General features: G+C 71.5%; 17 protein-coding genes and 1 pseudogene. 8 read left to right on the plus strand and 10 right to left on the minus strand.

Features of this window, described 5'->3' with window-relative positions:
• Positions 1-8 precede the first annotated feature (8 nt).
• Positions 9-413: a peptide-methionine (R)-S-oxide reductase MsrB gene (gene msrB / locus C6376_RS29530; RefSeq protein WP_107446198.1), complete on the plus strand. Its 405-nt coding sequence runs from the start codon at positions 9-11 to the stop codon at positions 411-413.
• A gap of 175 nt (positions 414-588) precedes the next feature.
• On the opposite strand, the gene C6376_RS29535 is transcribed toward msrB, so the two are convergent.
• From C6376_RS29535 to C6376_RS29545, 3 genes are all read right to left on the minus strand, one after another.
• Positions 589-1,599 (minus strand): YbhN family protein, encoded by a 1,011-nt coding sequence (locus C6376_RS29535; protein ID WP_107446199.1) that lies wholly within the window; start codon positions 1,597-1,599, stop codon positions 589-591.
• Between the two features lie 569 nt (positions 1,600-2,168).
• Positions 2,169-3,647: a cell wall metabolism sensor histidine kinase WalK gene (locus C6376_RS29540; RefSeq protein WP_107446200.1), complete on the minus strand. Its 1,479-nt coding sequence runs from the start codon at positions 3,645-3,647 to the stop codon at positions 2,169-2,171.
• A complete protein-coding gene (locus C6376_RS29545) occupies positions 3,644-4,396 on the minus strand; it encodes a response regulator transcription factor (protein WP_107446201.1) in 753 nt (250 codons plus the stop codon). The genes C6376_RS29540 and C6376_RS29545 overlap by 4 nt, the downstream gene beginning before the upstream one ends.
• 92 nt (positions 4,397-4,488) lie before the next feature.
• On the opposite strand from C6376_RS29545, the gene C6376_RS29550 reads away from it, so the two are divergent.
• From C6376_RS29550 to C6376_RS29560, 3 genes are read left to right on the plus strand one after another with little or no spacing between them, the layout of a single operon-like run.
• Entirely contained in the window at positions 4,489-5,826 is a 1,338-nt protein-coding gene (locus tag C6376_RS29550; protein ID WP_107446202.1) for a ferric reductase-like transmembrane domain-containing protein, read from the plus strand.
• Between the two features lie 10 nt (positions 5,827-5,836).
• Positions 5,837-6,241: an FMN-binding protein gene (locus tag C6376_RS29555; protein WP_107446203.1), complete on the plus strand. Its 405-nt coding sequence runs from the start codon at positions 5,837-5,839 to the stop codon at positions 6,239-6,241.
• A gap of 1 nt (position 6,242) precedes the next feature.
• On the plus strand, positions 6,243-6,992 hold the full coding sequence (locus tag C6376_RS29560) for an FAD:protein FMN transferase (RefSeq protein ID WP_254076119.1): 750 nt from the start codon (positions 6,243-6,245) through the stop codon (positions 6,990-6,992).
• A gap of 96 nt (positions 6,993-7,088) precedes the next feature.
• Here the strand turns inward: C6376_RS29560 and C6376_RS44775 are convergent, their stop codons facing one another.
• Complete coding sequence (locus C6376_RS44775; RefSeq protein WP_216825618.1) at positions 7,089-7,391, minus strand: hypothetical protein; 303 nt, start codon at positions 7,389-7,391, stop codon at positions 7,089-7,091.
• Between the two features lie 256 nt (positions 7,392-7,647).
• Between C6376_RS44775 and C6376_RS29570 the strand changes: the two genes are divergently transcribed.
• From C6376_RS29570 to C6376_RS29580, 3 genes are read left to right on the plus strand one after another with little or no spacing between them, the layout of a single operon-like run.
• On the plus strand, positions 7,648-8,820 hold the full coding sequence (locus C6376_RS29570; RefSeq protein ID WP_107446204.1) for an ABC transporter ATP-binding protein: 1,173 nt from the start codon (positions 7,648-7,650) through the stop codon (positions 8,818-8,820).
• The gene (locus C6376_RS29575) at positions 8,817-9,512 is read left to right on the plus strand and encodes an ABC transporter permease (RefSeq protein ID WP_107446205.1); all 696 of its coding nucleotides are present in this window, start codon (positions 8,817-8,819) and stop codon (positions 9,510-9,512) included. Before C6376_RS29570 ends, C6376_RS29575 begins: the two co-directional genes overlap by 4 nt.
• On the plus strand, positions 9,509-10,177 hold the full coding sequence (locus C6376_RS29580) for an ABC transporter permease (RefSeq protein WP_107446206.1): 669 nt from the start codon (positions 9,509-9,511) through the stop codon (positions 10,175-10,177). Before C6376_RS29575 ends, C6376_RS29580 begins: the two co-directional genes overlap by 4 nt.
• A 57-nt stretch (positions 10,178-10,234) precedes the next feature.
• On the opposite strand, the pseudogene C6376_RS45590 reads toward C6376_RS29580, so the two are convergent.
• The 6 genes and pseudogenes from C6376_RS45590 to C6376_RS29610 form a co-directional block, all read right to left on the minus strand.
• Positions 10,235-10,381 (minus strand): annotated as a pseudogene (locus tag C6376_RS45590) (IS5/IS1182 family transposase); the annotation flags it as partial.
• 19 nt (positions 10,382-10,400) lie between these two features.
• Positions 10,401-10,958: a DUF6234 family protein gene (locus C6376_RS46495; protein ID WP_367881090.1), complete on the minus strand. Its 558-nt coding sequence runs from the start codon at positions 10,956-10,958 to the stop codon at positions 10,401-10,403.
• Positions 10,959-11,348: 390 nt separating this feature from the next.
• Entirely contained in the window at positions 11,349-11,948 is a 600-nt protein-coding gene (locus tag C6376_RS29595; protein WP_107446208.1) for an ATP/GTP-binding protein, read from the minus strand.
• Positions 11,935-12,378, minus strand: coding sequence for a DUF742 domain-containing protein (locus C6376_RS29600; RefSeq protein ID WP_107446209.1), 444 nt, complete (start codon positions 12,376-12,378; stop codon positions 11,935-11,937). The genes C6376_RS29595 and C6376_RS29600 overlap by 14 nt, the downstream gene beginning before the upstream one ends.
• Positions 12,379-12,409: 31 nt before the next feature.
• Positions 12,410-12,886, minus strand: a complete 477-nt coding sequence (locus C6376_RS29605) for a roadblock/LC7 domain-containing protein (protein WP_107446210.1) — start codon at positions 12,884-12,886, stop codon at positions 12,410-12,412.
• Positions 12,883-15,939 (minus strand): ATP-binding protein, encoded by a 3,057-nt coding sequence (locus C6376_RS29610; protein WP_107446211.1) that lies wholly within the window; start codon positions 15,937-15,939, stop codon positions 12,883-12,885. Before C6376_RS29610 ends, C6376_RS29605 begins: the two co-directional genes overlap by 4 nt.
• A 385-nt stretch (positions 15,940-16,324) precedes the next feature.
• On the opposite strand from C6376_RS29610, the gene C6376_RS29615 reads away from it, so the two are divergent.
• A complete protein-coding gene (locus tag C6376_RS29615; protein ID WP_107446212.1) occupies positions 16,325-17,284 on the plus strand; it encodes an ABC transporter substrate-binding protein in 960 nt (319 codons plus the stop codon).
• Positions 17,285-17,307 lie beyond the last annotated feature (23 nt).

Here is a 17,307-nt window from a genome sequence, read left to right on the forward strand (position 1 = left end):
TGAGGCTCATGTCGTACGACGTCGAAAAGCCGGACGAGCAGTGGCGGGCGGAGCTGACGCCGGCCGAGTACGCCGTCCTGCGCCAGGCCGCGACCGAGCCCGCGTTCACCGGCGAGTACACCGACACCAAGACCCGGGGCGTCTACTCCTGCCGGGCCTGCGGCGCCGAACTGTTCACCTCCGAGACCAAGTTCGACTCCCACTGCGGCTGGCCGTCGTTCTTCGACCCGAAGGACAGCGACGCCGTGGAGCTGATCGAGGACCGCTCGCACGGGATGCTGCGCACCGAGGTGCGGTGCGCAAGGTGCGGGTCCCACCTCGGACACGTGTTCGCGGGCGAGGGCTACCAGACCCCGACCGACCAGCGGTACTGCATCAACAGCGTCTCCCTGCGGCTGGCGGCGGAGGACTGACCTGACCCGGCTGTCGCTGCGGGGACGCGTGCGACCGGCATGACGCGTGTGACGTGCCGGACAGGCGTGACGCGTCAGGTGCGCCGGGGCCCGACGCCGGGTGCGGCGTGCGGGGGTCCGGCGCTTCGGCGAAGGGCGCACGGCGGCTCGTCGCGCGGTCTCGGGCCGGTGAGGCTCACAGCCGTCCGCGCTGCACCATCGCCGACAGCACCACCATCCCCGGCAACAGGGGTCCCCAGACCGTCAGCACCCGGTAGCCGATGACGGTCGCCGTGGCGTGGGGCAGCGGCGTGCCGTACCCGGCCAGGGTGAGCACCAGCGCCGCGTCGATCGGACCGATACCGCCCGGCGCGGGCACCACACCGGCCGCGGTGCTCGCCGCGAGGAACGCGAAGAGCAGCTGCGACCAGGACAGGGGCAGGCCCAGCGCCGTTCCCACGCAGGCCACCACACCCGCCTGGAGCAGCGGAGCCACGACCGCTCCGCCCCACAGGGGCAGAAAGCGGGCGGGCCGGGTGTGCAGGCGCCGGGCGTCGCTGAGGGCAGTCCGGACGAAGTCCAGGGCGGGACGGCGCAGTGGCCGCGCAACCGCGAACAGCGCCGCGACCGCCACCGGGACCAGCAGGAGGAACGCGGCGGCCAGAAACAGCGTCCGCCCTTGCGGAAACAATTCCGCGAGGGGTACGGCGGTGGGGGCCGCGAGCAGGAAGACCAGCACCAGGGGGATCTTCGCCACACCCTTGACCAGGGAGTACAGGGCGATCGAGGCGGTGGCGCGGTTCAGCGGGATGCCCTCGCGCTGCAGAAACCGAAGGGTCACCGCATGAGCGCCGATGCTCGCGGGCAGCACGTGGTTGGCGGCGCCCGCGGCGATCTGCGAGGCCAGCAGCGCGCCCGGCGGCAGCCGGTCCGTGATCGCGCCCTGCCGGACGCAGGCCGAGGCGACCGCCCCCAGACAGGTGAACAGGAGCCCGGTCAGCAGCCACCGGGGATCGGCGGCGGCCAGCCGGGCCACGCCGTCGCGGACGACGTGCCAGTCGACCGCCGCCCACACCGCGAGGAACAGCAGCGGCAGCAGGGCGAGGGCGCGGCGGGTGGCGGTGGAGGCCGACGGGCGGCGGCGGCCGTCCGCGGGCGGCGACGCCGGCGGCGGGGACGCGGGGTCTTCGAGGGGCAACAGGGACACGGCGCGCGTCGTCCTTCCTCGTCGTCACCGCACCCGGCGGCGCGGCGGATCGGGGGCGAACTCGGCGAGGGGGACGGGAGTCGTTCCCCTCCGGTGTGGCGGTGCGGTGTCCGGAAGCCGACGGAGTGCGGGCCGAAGGGCGACCGCGATGCGGTGGGGCGGCGGGCTGCGGTGCGGCGGGGCCGGGGTGCGGCGGGGCCGGGGGTGCGTGGGTCCGGCGGTGCGGCCCAAGGGGTGCGGTGGGCCGGTGTGCGGTCGAACCGGGTGCGGCGGGGCTGAGGCGCGGCGGGGCGCGCCGGGCTGGGGCGTGGTGGGGCAGATTGCGGCGGCGCGCCGCGGGAGCGGGGGTGCCGTGGGGCCGGAGTGCGGTGAGACGCGATGCGACTGTGGGATTTCTGCCCGCGTCCCGCCCCGTTCATCCCGGCCGCCTGCCGAGGTTCACCCGGCCCGCGGCACCGTGACCCTTCCGGGCCTTCCGGGGCCCCTTCCAGGTCCGCTGCGCTTGCGGGGCGACCGGCACGGGTCGGCGTGTCGGCCCAGGGGGCCGCCGGGTCACTTCGCCTGCTCCGCTACCCGACTGTTCGGCCGCCCGGCGGTTCCGGGTTTCCCGGCTTGCTCCGGACCGATCCCAGGGGCAGCGTCATGGTGAAGACGGTGGCGGTCGTCGTGTCGTCCAGGTCCAGCGAGCCGCCGTGGGCGCGTACCAGGGAGCGGGCGACCGAGAGGCCGAGGCCGCTGCCGCCTCGGTCGCGGCTGCGAGCCTTGTCGACGCGGTAGAAACGGTCGAAGACGCTTTCGCGCTCGTCCGGCGGGATGCCGGGACCCTGGTCGGTGACCTGGATCCGGGCCGTCTCCGCCGAGACGGACACCTCGACCGAGACCGGCGTGCCGGCCGGGGTGTGCACGGCCGCGTTGGTGAGGAGGTTGTCCAGGACCTGGCGGATGCGGTGCGGATCGATCCGCAGCCGTACGGCGGCCGGTCCGGGGAGCACCGTCACCGGATGCCCGGGGTGACTCGCCCGGAACGCGTCGGCGGCCTGCTCGGCGAGGTCCACGAGGTCGGCGTTCTCCATCCGCAGGGGCGTCTCCACCTCGGCGGCGTCCAGGCGGGCCAGGAGCAGGAGGTCGTCGAGGAGGACGCCCATCCGGGCGGCCTCGGCGCGCAGCCGGGCCAGGTGCTTGTCGCGCTCCTCGGGGGCGTTGGCGGCCGCGTACTGGAAAAGATCCGCGTAACCGCGTACCGACATCAGCGGCGTGCGCAGTTCGTGCGACGCGTCGGCGACGAAGCGGCGCAGGCGCTGCTCGGCCTCCGCGCGTACGGCGAGGGAGTCGTCGATGTGCTCCAGCATCGTGTTGAAGGCCGTCCGGAGCTCCTCGACCTCGGGGCCGCCGCCGGGGGAGTCCGCCCGCAGGTGCAGCCGGGAGGCCGACTCGCTCAGGTCGTGCGAGGCGATCCCGTGCGCGGTGTGCGCCATGTCGCTGAGCGGTTTCAGACCGTTCTTCAGCATCCGCCGGCCGAACACCACCAGCGCCAGCAGGGCCAGACCGAACGCGACCACCTGCATCGTGATCAGCTGTCGCACGGTGCCGTCGATGTCCTCGGTCGGCGCGGCGCTGACCAGCACCACCCCGGGCGACACCTCGCAGGCGCGAAGAAGGTACGTGCCCGCGCCGATCCGTTCCGTGCGGGTGACGTCGACGGTCGAGTCGGACATCCGCCGGGCGAGGGTGGTCAGCGCCGTGGTGTCGGCGGGCACGTCGGCCGGCCGGCGCAGGACGGCCGCGTCCGCCGACACGTCGTAGACGGCCGTGTACCAGCCGTAGTACGGCTTGCGCTCCACGACGCCGTGCGCTTTGGCGTCCTTGGACTGCACCACCTGCACCAGCTTGATCTGGTCGCGCAGCTGGTGGTCGAGATAGTTCCGCATGTACATGGTCAGCATGGCGCCGACCACCGCGAACGCCACCAACGACAGCGCGCCCAGGCCGAGCGCCAGCCGGGTGCCCAGCCGGAGCCTGTGGTACGACCGGAGGAACCGGGCGATCACTCGGCCGCCTGCCGCAGTACGTATCCGAAACCGCGTACCGTCTGGATCAGCGGGTCGTCGCCCGTCGCGTCGAGCTTGCGGCGCAGCCGGCTGACGACCAGCTCGACGACGTTGGAACGGCCGCCGAAACCGTATTCCCACACATGGTCGAGAATCTGCGCCTTGGTGAGCACGGTGGGGGACTTGCGCATCAGGTAACGCAGGACCTCGTACTCGGTCGGTGTCAGCGTGAGAAGTTTCCCGTCGCGCCGTACCTCGCGGGTGTCCTCGTCCATGGTGAGGTCCGCCACCTGCAGCACGGAACGCTGGAACCCGGGACCCGTGCTGCGCCGCAGCACAGTGCGCAGCCGGGCCATCAGCTCCTCGACCGCAAACGGTTTCACCAGATAGTCGTCCCCGCCCCGGGTCAGTCCCGCGACGCGGTCGGCGACCCCGTCCCGGGCCGTCAGAAACACGACGGGAACCATGGTGCCGCTGTTCCGCAACTTGTCGAGCACGCCGAAACCGTCGATGTCGGGCAGCATCAGGTCGAGCACCACGATGTCCGGATGGAAGTCGGCGGCACGGCGCAGCGCCTCCTCACCCGAGTTCGCGGTCACCGCGTCCCAGCCCTCGTAGCGGGCGACCGTCGCCACGAGATCGGCGATCGGCGGGTCGTCGTCCACGACGAGGAGTCGTACTTTTTCCACCCGCCCATAGTGCGCCACTCGCCCCGCAGCACCAGAGCCGCGTCTCGTGTGCGCGCACATCGATAAGATCTTGAAAGTTGTACGACAGGAGAATGACAGCAAAGCACGGAGAAGCTCTGTGTTCTGAGGACCCGATCTAGGAGATTCCGTCCGTGACGACCGTCCAATCGCCCCCCTCGCCCCCCACGGCGATCCGACCCAAAGTGGTGGCCCGCACCGGCCTGTACGCCGTGCTGGCCGCCAACGCGGCCGTCGTGACCCTGTTCGCCGTCCAGGCCGGCTTCGCCTCCAACGCACTGGTCGTGATCGGCCGTTTCGCCGGTCTGTACGGAGCGTTGCTGATGGCGTTCCAGTTGCTGCTGGTGGCCCGACTGCCCTGGCTCGACCGTCGCATCGGCATGGACCGGCTCACCAACTGGCATCGCTGGACCGGCTTCGGCCTGCTGTGGACGCTGGTCGGGCACGTGGTGTTCATCGCCTTCGGCTACGCCGAGTCGTCCTCGATGAACCCGGTGAACCAGCTCGTCGACCTTGCCGAAACCGTCGAAGGCGTTTTCCGCGCCGTGGTCGCCATGGCGCTGATCCTTGTCGTCGGCGGTGTCTCCGCCCGCTGGGCACGTCGTCGGCTGGCCTACGAGACCTGGCACTTCGTCCACCTGTACGCCTACGTCGCCGTGGTGCTGGCCTTCACGCACCAGATCGCGGTGGGCACCACCTTCACGGCGTCGTCCGCCGCCACCGCCTACTGGTACGGCGTGTGGGGCGTCGCCCTCGGCTCGGTCTTCCTGGGCCGCCTCGTTCTGCCGCTGTGGCGGAACTGGCGTCACCAGCTGCGCGTCGAGGCGGTCGTTCCCGAGGCCGACAACGTCGTTTCCGTCTACATCACCGGACGTGACCTGGACCGGATGCCCGCCCGGGCCGGCCAGTTCTTCCTCTGGCGGTTCATGACCAAGGACCGCTGGTGGCAGGCGAACCCCTTCTCCCTGTCGGCCGCGCCCGACGGCTCCCGCCTGCGGCTGACCGCGAAGGCCGCCGGTGACGGCTCCGCGGGCCTGCGCCATGTCAAGCCCGGCACGCGCGTCTTCGCCGAGGGTCCCTACGGCGCGTTCACGGCGATGCACCGCACCCGCCCGGAAGCGCTGCTCATCGCCGGCGGCGTCGGCGTGACCCCCATCCGTGCGCTTCTCGAGGAGATCCACGGGCATGCCGTCGTCATCTACCGCGTGGCCGGCGAACGCGACGCCGTCCTCTATGACGAGCTGCACCAACTCGCCCTCGCCAAGGGGGCGGAGCTTCACCTGGTCACCGGGCCACCGGTGCCCGACCGGCTGGCGCCGCGCGAACTGTCCGCACTCGTGCCGGACATCGCGCAGCGGGACGTCTTCCTGTGCGGGCCGCCGCCGATGATGAACGCGGTCCTCGGCACCCTCCGCGAGCTCGGCGTGCCGAGGCCGCAGATCCACTTCGAACGCTTCAGCCTGGCGGGATGAGAGAGACATCGTGAAGCGAGCCGTACCTGTCCTGATCCTGTCCGTCGCGGGACTCGTCCCGGTCTGGCGCTACGAGCCGTCCACCGGGGCGTCGACCACCACGTCCACCGTCGCCGAGTCACCCGCGCCCGCGTCCTCGTCGTCCTCGCCGGGGACGCAGACGTTCACCGGAACGACGGTCACCACGGAGAAGGGCGACGTCCAGGTCCGGATCACCTACAACGGCAGTGAGATCACGGCCGTTCAGATGCTGAAGCAGCCCAATCATCCGCAGACGACGGCGGCGGTGCCGAAGTTGATTGCGGAAACGCTTAAGGCGCAGAGCGCGGACATCGACACCGTTTCCGGAGCGACCCTCACCAGTGACGGCTACAAGGAGTCGCTGCAGGCCGCGATCGACGCCAAGGGCGCCTGACGTGCACCGCGTCGAACACGTCATGGGGTTTCCCGTCTCGTTGCGAGTGGACGACGTCACCGACCCGTCGGTCCCCGAGGGCGCCGCGGACGCCGTCTTCGCGTGGCTGCGCGAGGCCGACGAGCGGTTCAGCCCCTACCGGGAGGACAGCGAGGTGTCCCGGCTGGACCGGGGCGAGCTGTCCGCCGACGGGATGAGCGACGACCTCGCCGAGGTGCTCGGCCTGTGCGAGGAGTACCGGATCGCCACCGGCGGCGCCTTCGACGTCCGGTTGCCGGGTCGTGGCCTCGACCCCTGCGCGGTCGTCAAGGGCTGGTCGGTGCAGCGGGCGGCGGACCTGCTGGCCGCGGCCGGACTGACCCGGTTCTGCCTCAACGCCGGCGGCGACGTCGTCGTCTCGGGCGGTCCCTGGCGGGTCGGCGTGCGGCACCCCTTCGTCGCCGACAAGGTGTGCGCCGTCCTCGGCCTCACCGACGCGGCGGTCGCCACGTCCGCACGCTACGAGCGCGGCGACCACATCCTCGACGGGCGCACCGGTCTTCCGGCGGCCGGCCTCGACAGCCTCACCGTCGTCGCCCCGGACCTGACCCTGGCCGACACCGTCGCCACCGCCGCGTTCGCGCTGGGCCGCGAGGGCGTGGAGTGGGCGGCCTCGCAGGCGGACTGCGAGGTCTACGCCGTGGTCACCGGGGGCGGCGTGCTGCGCACCCCGGGCTTCCCCGCGGCCGCCGCGGGAACGGCGGCGGCCTGACGTTTCTCACGTTCCGGAGATCGAGAGGCCCCTCCGGCGTGTCGGCCCGCGTCGGGAGAAGAGTCGAGAAACGCGGAGAAACGCAGACGCGGCAGGTTACCCAGGTAACGGAAGAAGCGCAGGAACGCAGGTAACGCCGGCAATTGCGGCCCTGAACCCGCACTGCGCCTCCGGGAAGCGCGTCCTCGGACCGGCCCCGACCGGCAGGTCGCACGCGCGGGAGACGAACTCCCGCTCGGCGCCCGGGACCACGGCGGCCCGGCGGTTGAGCCGGCGGCCGATCGCGAGGTGTACGGGGAGACGCCCGGTGCCCTCGGCGAGGACGTGGGCCTCGGGGTGCACCGGCACCACGATCTCGGCCGACCGCTGCCGGACGCCGCCCGCGTTCGTTTCGTTCATGGCCCTGACGGCGGAGGCGGTGTCCGAGGGATCCCCGAGCCGTTGCTGAGCACGGGGTGAGACTCAGAGAACTCGCAGATCACACACAGCGGAAGCGCTCTCACGTGTTTTCCCGGGACCTGACTGCCGGGTGCCGAGCCCTGCCGCCTCGAAAAAACGTCTGAAACAGAGGCGGACTAGACTCTCCCCGCAATGACCTGAACTCGTGTGGTCGAGTACGGGCGGAAACGGCCAGACCCGAAGGGTGTTCGGCGTTTTGATACGGATAGATGGAGTCACCAAGCGGTATCCGGACGGCACGGTGGCGGTCGACCGGCTCTCCCTCGACATACCGGACCGCTCGATCACCGTCCTCGTCGGTCCGTCGGGCTGCGGCAAGACGACCACTCTGCGGATGATCAACCGGATGGTCGAACCCACCGAGGGCGCCATCCTCATCGACGGCGTCGACAGCCGTCAGCAGCCGGTCAACTCGCTGCGCCGGTCGATGGGTTACGTCATCCAGAACGCCGGGCTCTTCCAGCACCGCACGATCGTCGACAACATCGCCACCGTCCCCCGGCTGCTGGGCTGGAGCAAGGACAGGGCCCGCGCACGGGCCAGGGAGCTGATGGAACGGGTGGGGCTCGACGCCTCGTTCGCCAAGCGCTACCCCTACCAGCTCTCCGGCGGCCAGCAGCAGCGCGTCGGCGTGGCGCGGGCGCTCGCCGCCGACCCGCCGGTGCTGCTGATGGACGAGCCGTTCTCCGCCGTGGACCCGGTCGTCCGCAAGGGACTGCAGGACGAACTGCTGCGCATCCAGGAAGAGTTGGGCAAGACCATCGTCTTCGTCACCCATGACATCGACGAGGCGGTCAAGCTCGGCACCATGGTCGCCGTGCTGCGGACCGGCGGGCGGCTCGCCCAGTGCGCACCGCCCGCCGAGCTGTTGTCCGACCCCGCCGACGCGTTCGTCGAGGACTTCCTCGGCGCCGACCGGGGCATCCGCCGACTGTCGTTCTTCTCCTCCGCCGGGCTGGAGTTGCTCACCGCCCCCATCGTCGCGGTCGACTCCACCGCCGAGCAGATCACCGCCAAGGCCACGGCCGATGTCCCCTACCTCCTCGTCACCGGCCTGGACGGCCGCCCGCTCGGCTGGAGTGAGCCGGACGCGCTGACCGCGGGACAGATCGACACCGGCCGACTGCTGTCGTACGGGCGGCCGTTCGTCGCCGGTCAGGACTCGCTGCGTGCCGCGCTCGACTGCGCCGTCCTGTCGCCCACCGGCTGGGCCGTCGCCGTGGACGCGGAGGGCCGGGCCGCCGGAGTCGCGTCGCAGGCGGCGATCGCCGAGGCGATCCGCGGCGCCCACGCGGCGGGCCGGCAGGAGGGGCGGGAACGCCAGGAGGAACAGCCGGCCGTGAAAACCGTTTCGAAGGCCGTTCGGTGAACCGCTTCTTCGACATCCCGAGCGACCTTCAGCACGACTGGCTCGGCCTGATCGGGCTGCATCTGCGCGAAGCCCTGCTGCCGGTGCTGGGCGGACTGTTGCTCGCGCTCCCGCTGGCCCAGCTGTGCGTGCGGCTGCGCTGGCTGTACCCGCCGGTGCTGTGGGTGACGACCGTGCTCTACGCCATCCCGTCCCTGGCCTTCTTCGTCGTCCTCATCGACTACACCGGGCAGACCGAGCTGACGGTGATGATCCCGCTCACCGTCTACACCCTGGTCGTGCTCGTCCCGGCGATCGTCGACGGCGTGCGCTCGGTGCCGCAGGAGACCCTCGCCGCGGCGACCGCCATGGGCTTCGGGCCCGTACGTCGCTATCTGCAGGTCCAGTTGCCGATCGCGGTGCCCGCGATCATCGCCGGTCTGCGGGTCGCGACGGTGTCCAGCATCAGCCTCGTCAGCGTCGGCATGCTGATCGGCAACCAGGGCGCGCTCGGCAACCTGCTGCACGACGCGCAGATCTACAACCGGCCGGAACTGGCCTGGAACTCCGTGATCACCACAGCCGTCCTCGCGGTCCTCGTGGACGCCGCGCTGGTCCTCGTACGGCTCCTGCTGACCCCGTGGATGCCGAGCGCCGCCGGCCGCCGCCGGGCCGCGCAGGCGGCGCCCGTCCTGGAGGGGGCAGTCCGGTGAACGTACTGAACTTCGTCAACGCCTTCTTCGGCGACGGTGCCCACTGGCACGGTTACGACGGCATCCCCACCCGGCTGCTGGAGCACCTGCAGTACTCGCTCGAGGCGCTCGCCCTCGCCGCCCTCATCGGACTGCCGGTCGGACTCCTCACCGGCCACTACGGCAAGGGCGGCAACACCCTCACCCTGATCGCCACCGCGGGCCGGGCGCTGCCCACCTTCGGTCTGCTGGTGCTCATCACCCTCAGCACCGGCTTCGGCATGATGCCGGTGATGATCCCGCTGGTCGTCCTCGCCGTTCCGCCGATCCTGGTCACCACCTACGAGGCGGTGCGCTCCGTCGACCCGTCCCCGGTGGACGCGGCGCGGGGCATCGGCATGGCCGAACGGCGCATCCTGCTCCAGGTGGAGCTGCCCGTCGCGCTGCCGCTCATCCTCGGCGGACTGCGCTCGGCGGCCATCCAGATCGTGTCCACCGCCACCATCGCCGCGTACGTGGGCCTCGGCGGACTCGGCCGCTTCATCGTGGACGGCCTCTACCAGCACGACTACGAGAAGGTCGTCGGCGGCGCCACCCTGGTCGCCGGTATGGCCCTCGCGACCCTGGGCGTCTTCTGGGCCCTCGCCCGCGCGACGGTCTCGCCGGGGGTGCGGCGCGCCCACTGAAGCGTGTTGCGGAAAGCCGCGACTTTGCAGGTCAGGGCCTGGCCGCGGCTGTTCTGATCACGCGGCCAAGGCGAGGTCGTGCATGTGCGCGACACCATGGACTGCGTGGTGGAGGCCCTCGCCGCGCTGTCGGCAGTCACGAGGGATCTTGTCGTGCTTCCTGCGGGCGAAGGCATGCCCGACCCGCGCACGGGCCCGGCGATGCTCCGCATCGCCGGCTTCCTCACCGGCCGGCAGGAGCAGGAGCCGGCCGGGTCGCTGCGCCTGTGCAGGGCTCTGCGCTCGGGCATCCGCCGCTGGGGGCCCACCGGTCGGTGACGTCGTTCGAAGACGCGTGCGGCATCGCGGCCCTGGTCGACGGCGAAGGCGGGTCGGCACCCTCATACCGGTCGTGCCCGGCAGCGATGGTGAAAACCAGTGCCACGGCTGCCACAAACAGTTGGATCGCTCCTGCGAACGGATGCCCCGAGAGCAGGAAGAGCACGGCGATCACGAGCACGCCCAAGGTGAATCCGCCGAGCCAGAGCACCGGGACCCAGTCCGTCGGGGGTGCCACGGCGTCCTCGTCCGCACGGCCCCATCCACGGACGGCCGACGTCAGCCCCAGCAGAAGGGCGACCGGGATTTCGATGAGCAGGACGATCAAACTTATGCAGCCACCCGTGAACCCGTCGCTCCGCGAGTCCGAAGGTCTTCCAGCCCGGGCACTGTTCTTTGGTGAGTGGGGTGAGTGCGGTGAGTGCGAACTCGGCTCGAAGCGCATGATCGCACTCTCGTACATCAGGCCATGCGCTGCGGCACGGTTCACCGGGCCGAGACCGAGTAGTGGCCGGCCGGCGCTCACAGCGACCGGCCCCGACCGCCTGTGCTGTCACGTCCGAGGCCGCAGCGTACGCTCCTCGGGCCGGCTACGCCCCGGCCGGCCGTACTCGTTCGTGGCCGCACCTGAGTCGGACCGGACCTCGTGGTGCCGGATCTCGACCGGTCCCGGGAGTCGACCTGGTGCAGGTCGTGAAACTGCTTCCGAAACCAGTGGAGAAACGTGATCTGGCCCAGGTCGTGACACCGGTTCTGACACCGGTCCTGAAACAGCTTCTGAGACAAAGGCCAGACCAGACCAGACCAGACCAGGCCCCGCACCGCGACATCGCACCACTGCAGAACGTGTTTCTCAGCCCTCGGAGCGGGCCAGCGCCTGTTCCAGGACGACGAGCAGGGCGTCGCGGACCGAGCCGCGCTCGCGGGCGTCGAAGACGAGCAGCGGCACGCCGTCCGACACGTCGAGGGCCCAGCGGACCTCGTCCAGCGTGTGCGCCAGCTGGCCGTCGAATGCGTTCACGGCCACGGCGAACGGGATCCGCTTGTGCTCGAAGTAGTCGACTGCGGCGTAACAGTCGTCGAGGCGGCGGGTGTCGACGATGACGAGCCCGCCGATCGCGCCCTCCACGATGTCGTCCCACATGAACCCGAACCGCTCCTGTCCGGGCGTGCCGAACAGGTACAGCTTGAGCGTCGGGTCGATGGTGATGCAGCCGAAGTCCATCGCCACCGTGGTGGTGGTCTTGCGCGGGGTGTGGCTGAGGTCGTCCACACCCGCCGCGACCTCGGTGATGGCCGCCTCGGTGGTCAGCGGCTCGATCTCGGAGATCGAGCCGACCGCGGTGGTCTTGCCCACGCCGAAGCCGCCCGCGATCACCAGTTTCACCGGCAGCGGCGGTCGCACGGCGGCCTGTCCGGCCGAGGCGCGGACCAGCGGTTCAGTCGGTGTCACGGAATACCCCCCGGGAGTCGGGGATGGCCCGCAGGCCATCGATAACCCTGCGCAGTACGGACGCGTCGTGGGTGACGCCGGAGTCGGGAACGTGCACCGACAGCTGCCCCGCCGCCCGCAGGTCCTCGGCGAGGACCCGCACCACGTTCAGATGCAGCCGCAGCCGCGCCGCGATCTCCGCGATGGACTGCGGCACGCGGCAGGCGGCGACGATGTCGTGCTGCTCGAAGGAGAGCCGGTGCAGCGCGCCGAGCCCGTCGGCCGTGGCGACCAGCTGGGTCTCCACGGGCATCGTCCGGCCGGACGACGCCTCGCCCGGGCCGCCCGCGACCCGTCCGGCGGTGACGAGGAAGGGCCGGACGGCGGGCGCGGGCCCGACGGGGGCGACGCCGTCCTCGCCGGCCCCGCGCGGGGTGCGGCCGTCCGCCATCGGTGTTCGCTTTCTCTGCGGTGGCTCGCGGTCAGCGCGGCCGTGTGACGCCGACGCTGTTCTTCAGCTCCAGGACGAGTTGGGGACTGAGCGCGCTGCCGGCGCGGTTGGCGAACACCGTCATCTCGTAGGCGATGTTGCCCAGTTTGGCCTCCTTGTCGGTGACCACGCCGAGCACGGCGCCGCTGCCGATCGCGGAGACCAGCACGTGACCGCCCTCCAGATCGATGATGACCTTGTTCAGGCCGCCCAGACCGTAGTTGCCGGAGGCGCCCGCCGCCAGGCTGGTGATGCCCGACACGATCGCGGCCAGCCGCTCGGAGTCGGCGTGCTCGCGCAGCTCCGACACGGCGATCAGCAGTCCGTCGGAGGACACCGCGATGGCGTCCACGACCCCTGCGGTCTCGGTGGCGAAACGGCTGAGCAGCCAGGTGAAGTCGGCTGCGGCGGCCCGCAGATCGGTCGGCGTGGCGTCTCCGGCGGGAGTCTCACCTGTCGACGTGCTCACTGCTCGGCTCCTTCCGGAAGGTGGTTCTGGTGGTGCGTGCGGTCCCGGCCCGACGAGTCGGACGTCGCTGTCCGGTCGGTCCGGTCGGCCCCGTCGGGGTCACCGTCGGGACGGTGGTCGCGTCCGTGGTCGCTGCGGCCGTCGTCCCCGCGTGCGCCGCGGTGAGCGGCCGGGTCGGCGGGCAGCGGGTGTTCACCGGTGTCGCGGTGCGCGCGGGCCACGGCGGCCTCGAACTCCTCCAGCGCACTGCGTACGGCGTCCGCGTCGGCGGGGCGGGCGGCCTGCCTCGCCGTCCGCTGCGCGGCGGTGTCGGCGTCCGTGCGCAGTGTGGCGCCGCGCACGCGACGCCGCAGGGGCCGGGCGGCGTCGGCCTCGCCGGCAGAGGCGGGCGTGGACGAGCCGGCGCCTTGCGGCCCACCAGGCAGGCGGGCAGGCAGCGGGGACGACGTCGAAGCCGATGCCGATGCCGATGCCGAAGCCGATGCCGATGCCGATGCCGGCCTCGGCTCGGGCGAGTGGGCCGCCGGAGTGTTCTTCGCCGTGGTGGTGGCCGGGCGTTCCGCCGACGGGGCGGGTGCCTGCGGCTCCGCCTCGGCGCGGGTGCGCGGTGTGCGCTCGGCCGTGCGGGGCGCGGGGATGCCCGGCCCTCCGACGTGGGTGGGCGGCTCGGCCTCGGGCGCGCGGGAGCGCACGGCTGGAGACGCGCCGGAAGCGGCTCCTCCCGGCTCGTACCCCGTGCCCGGGGTGGCGGCGGAGGCGGAGCCGGTCGTGCGGTCCTCGGCAACGGCGTCGGCGACGGCGTCGGCGGGGCTGCCTGCCGGGCCGGACGGAGATCCGGGTTCCCGGTCCGTGGAGGTGCTGCGGGAGTCGTCCGGCTCCGCCGTCGGGGCGGCCTCGCGCCGGGGTATCCGGCGGGGGAGCGCGGCCGGGTCCTCCTCGCGCGCGGCCCAGGACGGGACGGAGACGGACGGGGACGGTCCCGCCGCGGGAGCCGACGGGGCAGCGGCCCGTCCGGCGGAGGCGGGGGACGCCGACGGACCCGGGGAGAGGGGCCTGCCCCCCTGGCCGGCCTCGCTCGTCGTCACCAGCAGTGTCGACGGGATCATCACCTCGGCCGTCACACCGCCGCCCGGGGTGCGGGTGAGGGTGACGTCGACGTCCCGGCGGCGGGCGAGGGCGCCGACCACGAACAGGCCGAGCACCTTCGTCGGCACGAGGTCGAGGCGCTCGCGGCGCACCAGACGCGCGTTCTCCTCGGCGAGGCGCTCCGCGCTCATGCCCAGGCCGTGGTCGGAGACGGTGACCGACGCGCCGTCGTCGTCGGAGCCGACCACCACCTCGACGGGGCTGTCCTCGGGCGAGAATGACACGGCGTTCTCCAGGAGTTCGGCGATCATCAGCGTCAGGTCGCCGATGATGTCGGGCTCCACGACGGCCTCGGTCGCCGCGCGCAGCCGGACCCGCTGGAAGCCCTCGATCTGGCCCAGCGCGGCGCGTACGACGTTGGTGAGCGCGGTGGGGCCGGCGTCCAGGACGGTCTCGCGGATGCCGGCGAGCAGCATCAGGCTGTCGGCGTTGCGGCGCAGCCGGACGGCGATGTGGTCGATGGAGTAGAGGCGTTCGAGCAGCGCGGGGTCGGTCTCTCCGCGCTCCACCGAGTCGATCAGCGCGAGTTGACGGGTGGTCAGGTTGCTGACGCGCCGGCCGACGTTGCCGAACATCTCGGCGACGTTGCGCCGGCTCAGCACCTGGCGTTCCAGCAGCGCGGCCGCGGTGGTCTGGACGTTGTTGAAGGCCTCGGCGAGCTCACCGATCTCGTCGTCGGCGGTGACCGGCAGTTCGCGCAGCCGTGGGGAGCCGGATTCCTCGGCGTCGTCGTCGGCGACACGGGCGAGCTCGCGGCCCGCGACGTCGGCGACCTCCTGCGCCGCCCCGGTCAGCGCCAGCACCGGACGGACCACGGAACGGCGGACCAGGACGGAGAGAGTGATCCACAGCGCGAAGCAGCACAGCGCCAGGCTCAGCAGCAGGACCGCGCGCCACCGGGCGCTGGAGGCCGCGGAGTCGGCCCGGTCGGCGATCTGGCCGATGAGTGACGCCGTGATCGCGAGCCGGGACCCGGCCTGTGCGCTGTAGTCGGGGTAGCGGGCGATGGCCGCCCGCAGCGCCGCCCGGATGTCGGCCTTCGACTCGGCCTGCAACGCGCTGGGGTCCACCGCCAGATCGGCGTAGTGACGGCTGATGGAGGCCTGCGAGATGTTGTGCTCGATGCCGCTGAACTCGTCGGACTGCGCGGGGCTCGCGAACCGCTCGAACCGCGCGGCCTGATAGGTGAACAACTCGTAGGAGCCGACCGCGCCGGTGAACTCGATGAGCGCGTTGCTGTCACCGGTCCCGGCGGAGAACACGCCGGTCTCGTAGGCGCCGTGGGCGGCGTCGGCGCGCAGCAGCGAGTCGAGGAGGTTGCCGGTGAAGGTGGAGGCGAGCGCGGAGTTGTGCTCCAGGCCGAGGCCCTCGATGAGGCCGTCGGCGGCGCCCGAGTACGCGGGGTCGATGTTGTCGGCGGGCAGATAGCCCTGCTGGATGGTCTGCCGCAGTCCGGCCAGCCCCTGGACCTCCCTCAGGGCGCGGGCCTCGGTGTCCGGCAGCCGGTCGCCGAAGGCGTCGACGACCTTTTGCACCTGCTCGTCGACGGCGGCCTGGGACTGCCGGTAGCTCTCGGCGGAGGGGGCGTCGACGCCGGAGGCCGCCTCGAACCGCACGGAGAGCAGGATCGCCTGTTGGTGCTCGGCCTGCAGCAGGGCGACGAGTTGCGCGACCTGCGTGCTGTCGCGGACCAGTCGGGCGGCGTTCGCGGCGCGGTCGGACTCCTGCACCAGGTCGACGACGAGGTACGTCAGCAGCAGGGCGATCACCGCCAGCGGGATGCCGACGAGCACGTTCAGCTTGCGCTGGAAGGGCCATCGGTCGGCGAAGGTCCGCAGGCCCCGGGGCGCGGGCGGCGAGGCCGAGGACGCCGAGCCGGCGGGCGCGTCCACCTCTTTCGTGGACACCGGGCCTCCTCCAAGAGGGTGTTGCAGGCGTGCACCGGGGGCATGCGAGCTGTCCGTCTGTTCTGTGCGCGCATGTGTCCGCACGGCTGTGACACGTTCGGGGTCCCCGTACACCGCTGTGGCCGACGCCCACTGCCGTGGCGAACGTCAACTACGGCGACACTATCGCCCATTCGAACGCGCGAGCACGTCGCCCCGCGTCAAGAATCCATTACGAAGGGAGACCTCCCGTGGTGCGCGGGAGGACTTACGGTTCGCATGGCGGCGATCACGGATCGACGCCGATCGGTGACCCGGCTGCTCTTGACCGATCGAGAAGCGGATGGATTGGATCGGGAGACAAGTGTTTGAGTTCTCATCAACCCCCCAGCTCGGAACGGGAACCGTGACTTCCAACGCCCACAGCAGCAGGTCCCTGAGGAACCACCCCGGCGCGGCGGCCGTCGCCCTGGCCGCGACGGCGCTCCTGCTGGCGGGATGTGGCTCCTCGTCCGGTGACACCGACGACCCGCTCGCCGGCGACAAGGCGGCAGGCGACACGGTGGTCGTCGGCTCCAACAACTTCGCCGAGAGCGTCCTGCTCGCCGACATCTACGGCGAGGCCCTGAAGGCCAAGGGCGTGAAGGTGTCCTACAAGCCCAACATCGGCAGCCGTGAGACCACGTACGGGCTGCTCAAGAACGGTTCCATCACCGTCCTGCCGGAGTACAACGGCTCCCTGCTCGCGTATCTGGACAAGGACGCGGCCCAGACCTCGCCGGCGACGGTGAACGCCGCGGTGAAGACGAAGCTCGACTCCAAGCTGACGCTGCTGGAGTCGTCGCCCGCCGAGGCCAAGGACTCCGTCACGATCAACGCGGAGACCGCGAAGAAGTACGACCTCACCTCGACCTCCACGCTCGCCGACCTCAAGGACGCCGCGCCCGAGCTCGTTCTCGGCGGTTCGCCCGAGTTCCAGACCAGGCAGCAGGGCATGGTCGGACTGGAGTCGGTGTACGGGCTGAAGTTCAAGAACTTCAAGGCGCTCGACGCGGGCGGCCCCCTGACCCAGGCGGCGCTGAAGAAGAACACCGTGCAGGCCGCGGACATCTTCACCACGGACCCGACCATCACCAGGGAGAAGTTCGTCGTCCTCCAGGACCCGAAGAACCTCTTCGGATTCGCGAACGTGACGCCGCTCGTCTACAAGAGCGGCCTCTCCCAGGAGGGCATCGAGGCGCTCAACGCCGTATCCGCCAAACTCGACACGAAGACGCTGCTCGACCTGGACTCCCAGGTGCAGCTGGAGAGCAAGGACCCGCTGGACGTCGCCCGGGCCTGGCTGAAGTCCGCGGGTCTGGACTGAGCCCGGCCCCGCCCGCCCGAACC

It is taken from the genome of Streptomyces sp. P3, from assembly GCF_003032475.1.
Taxonomy (GTDB): Bacteria; Actinomycetota; Actinomycetes; order Streptomycetales; family Streptomycetaceae; genus Streptomyces.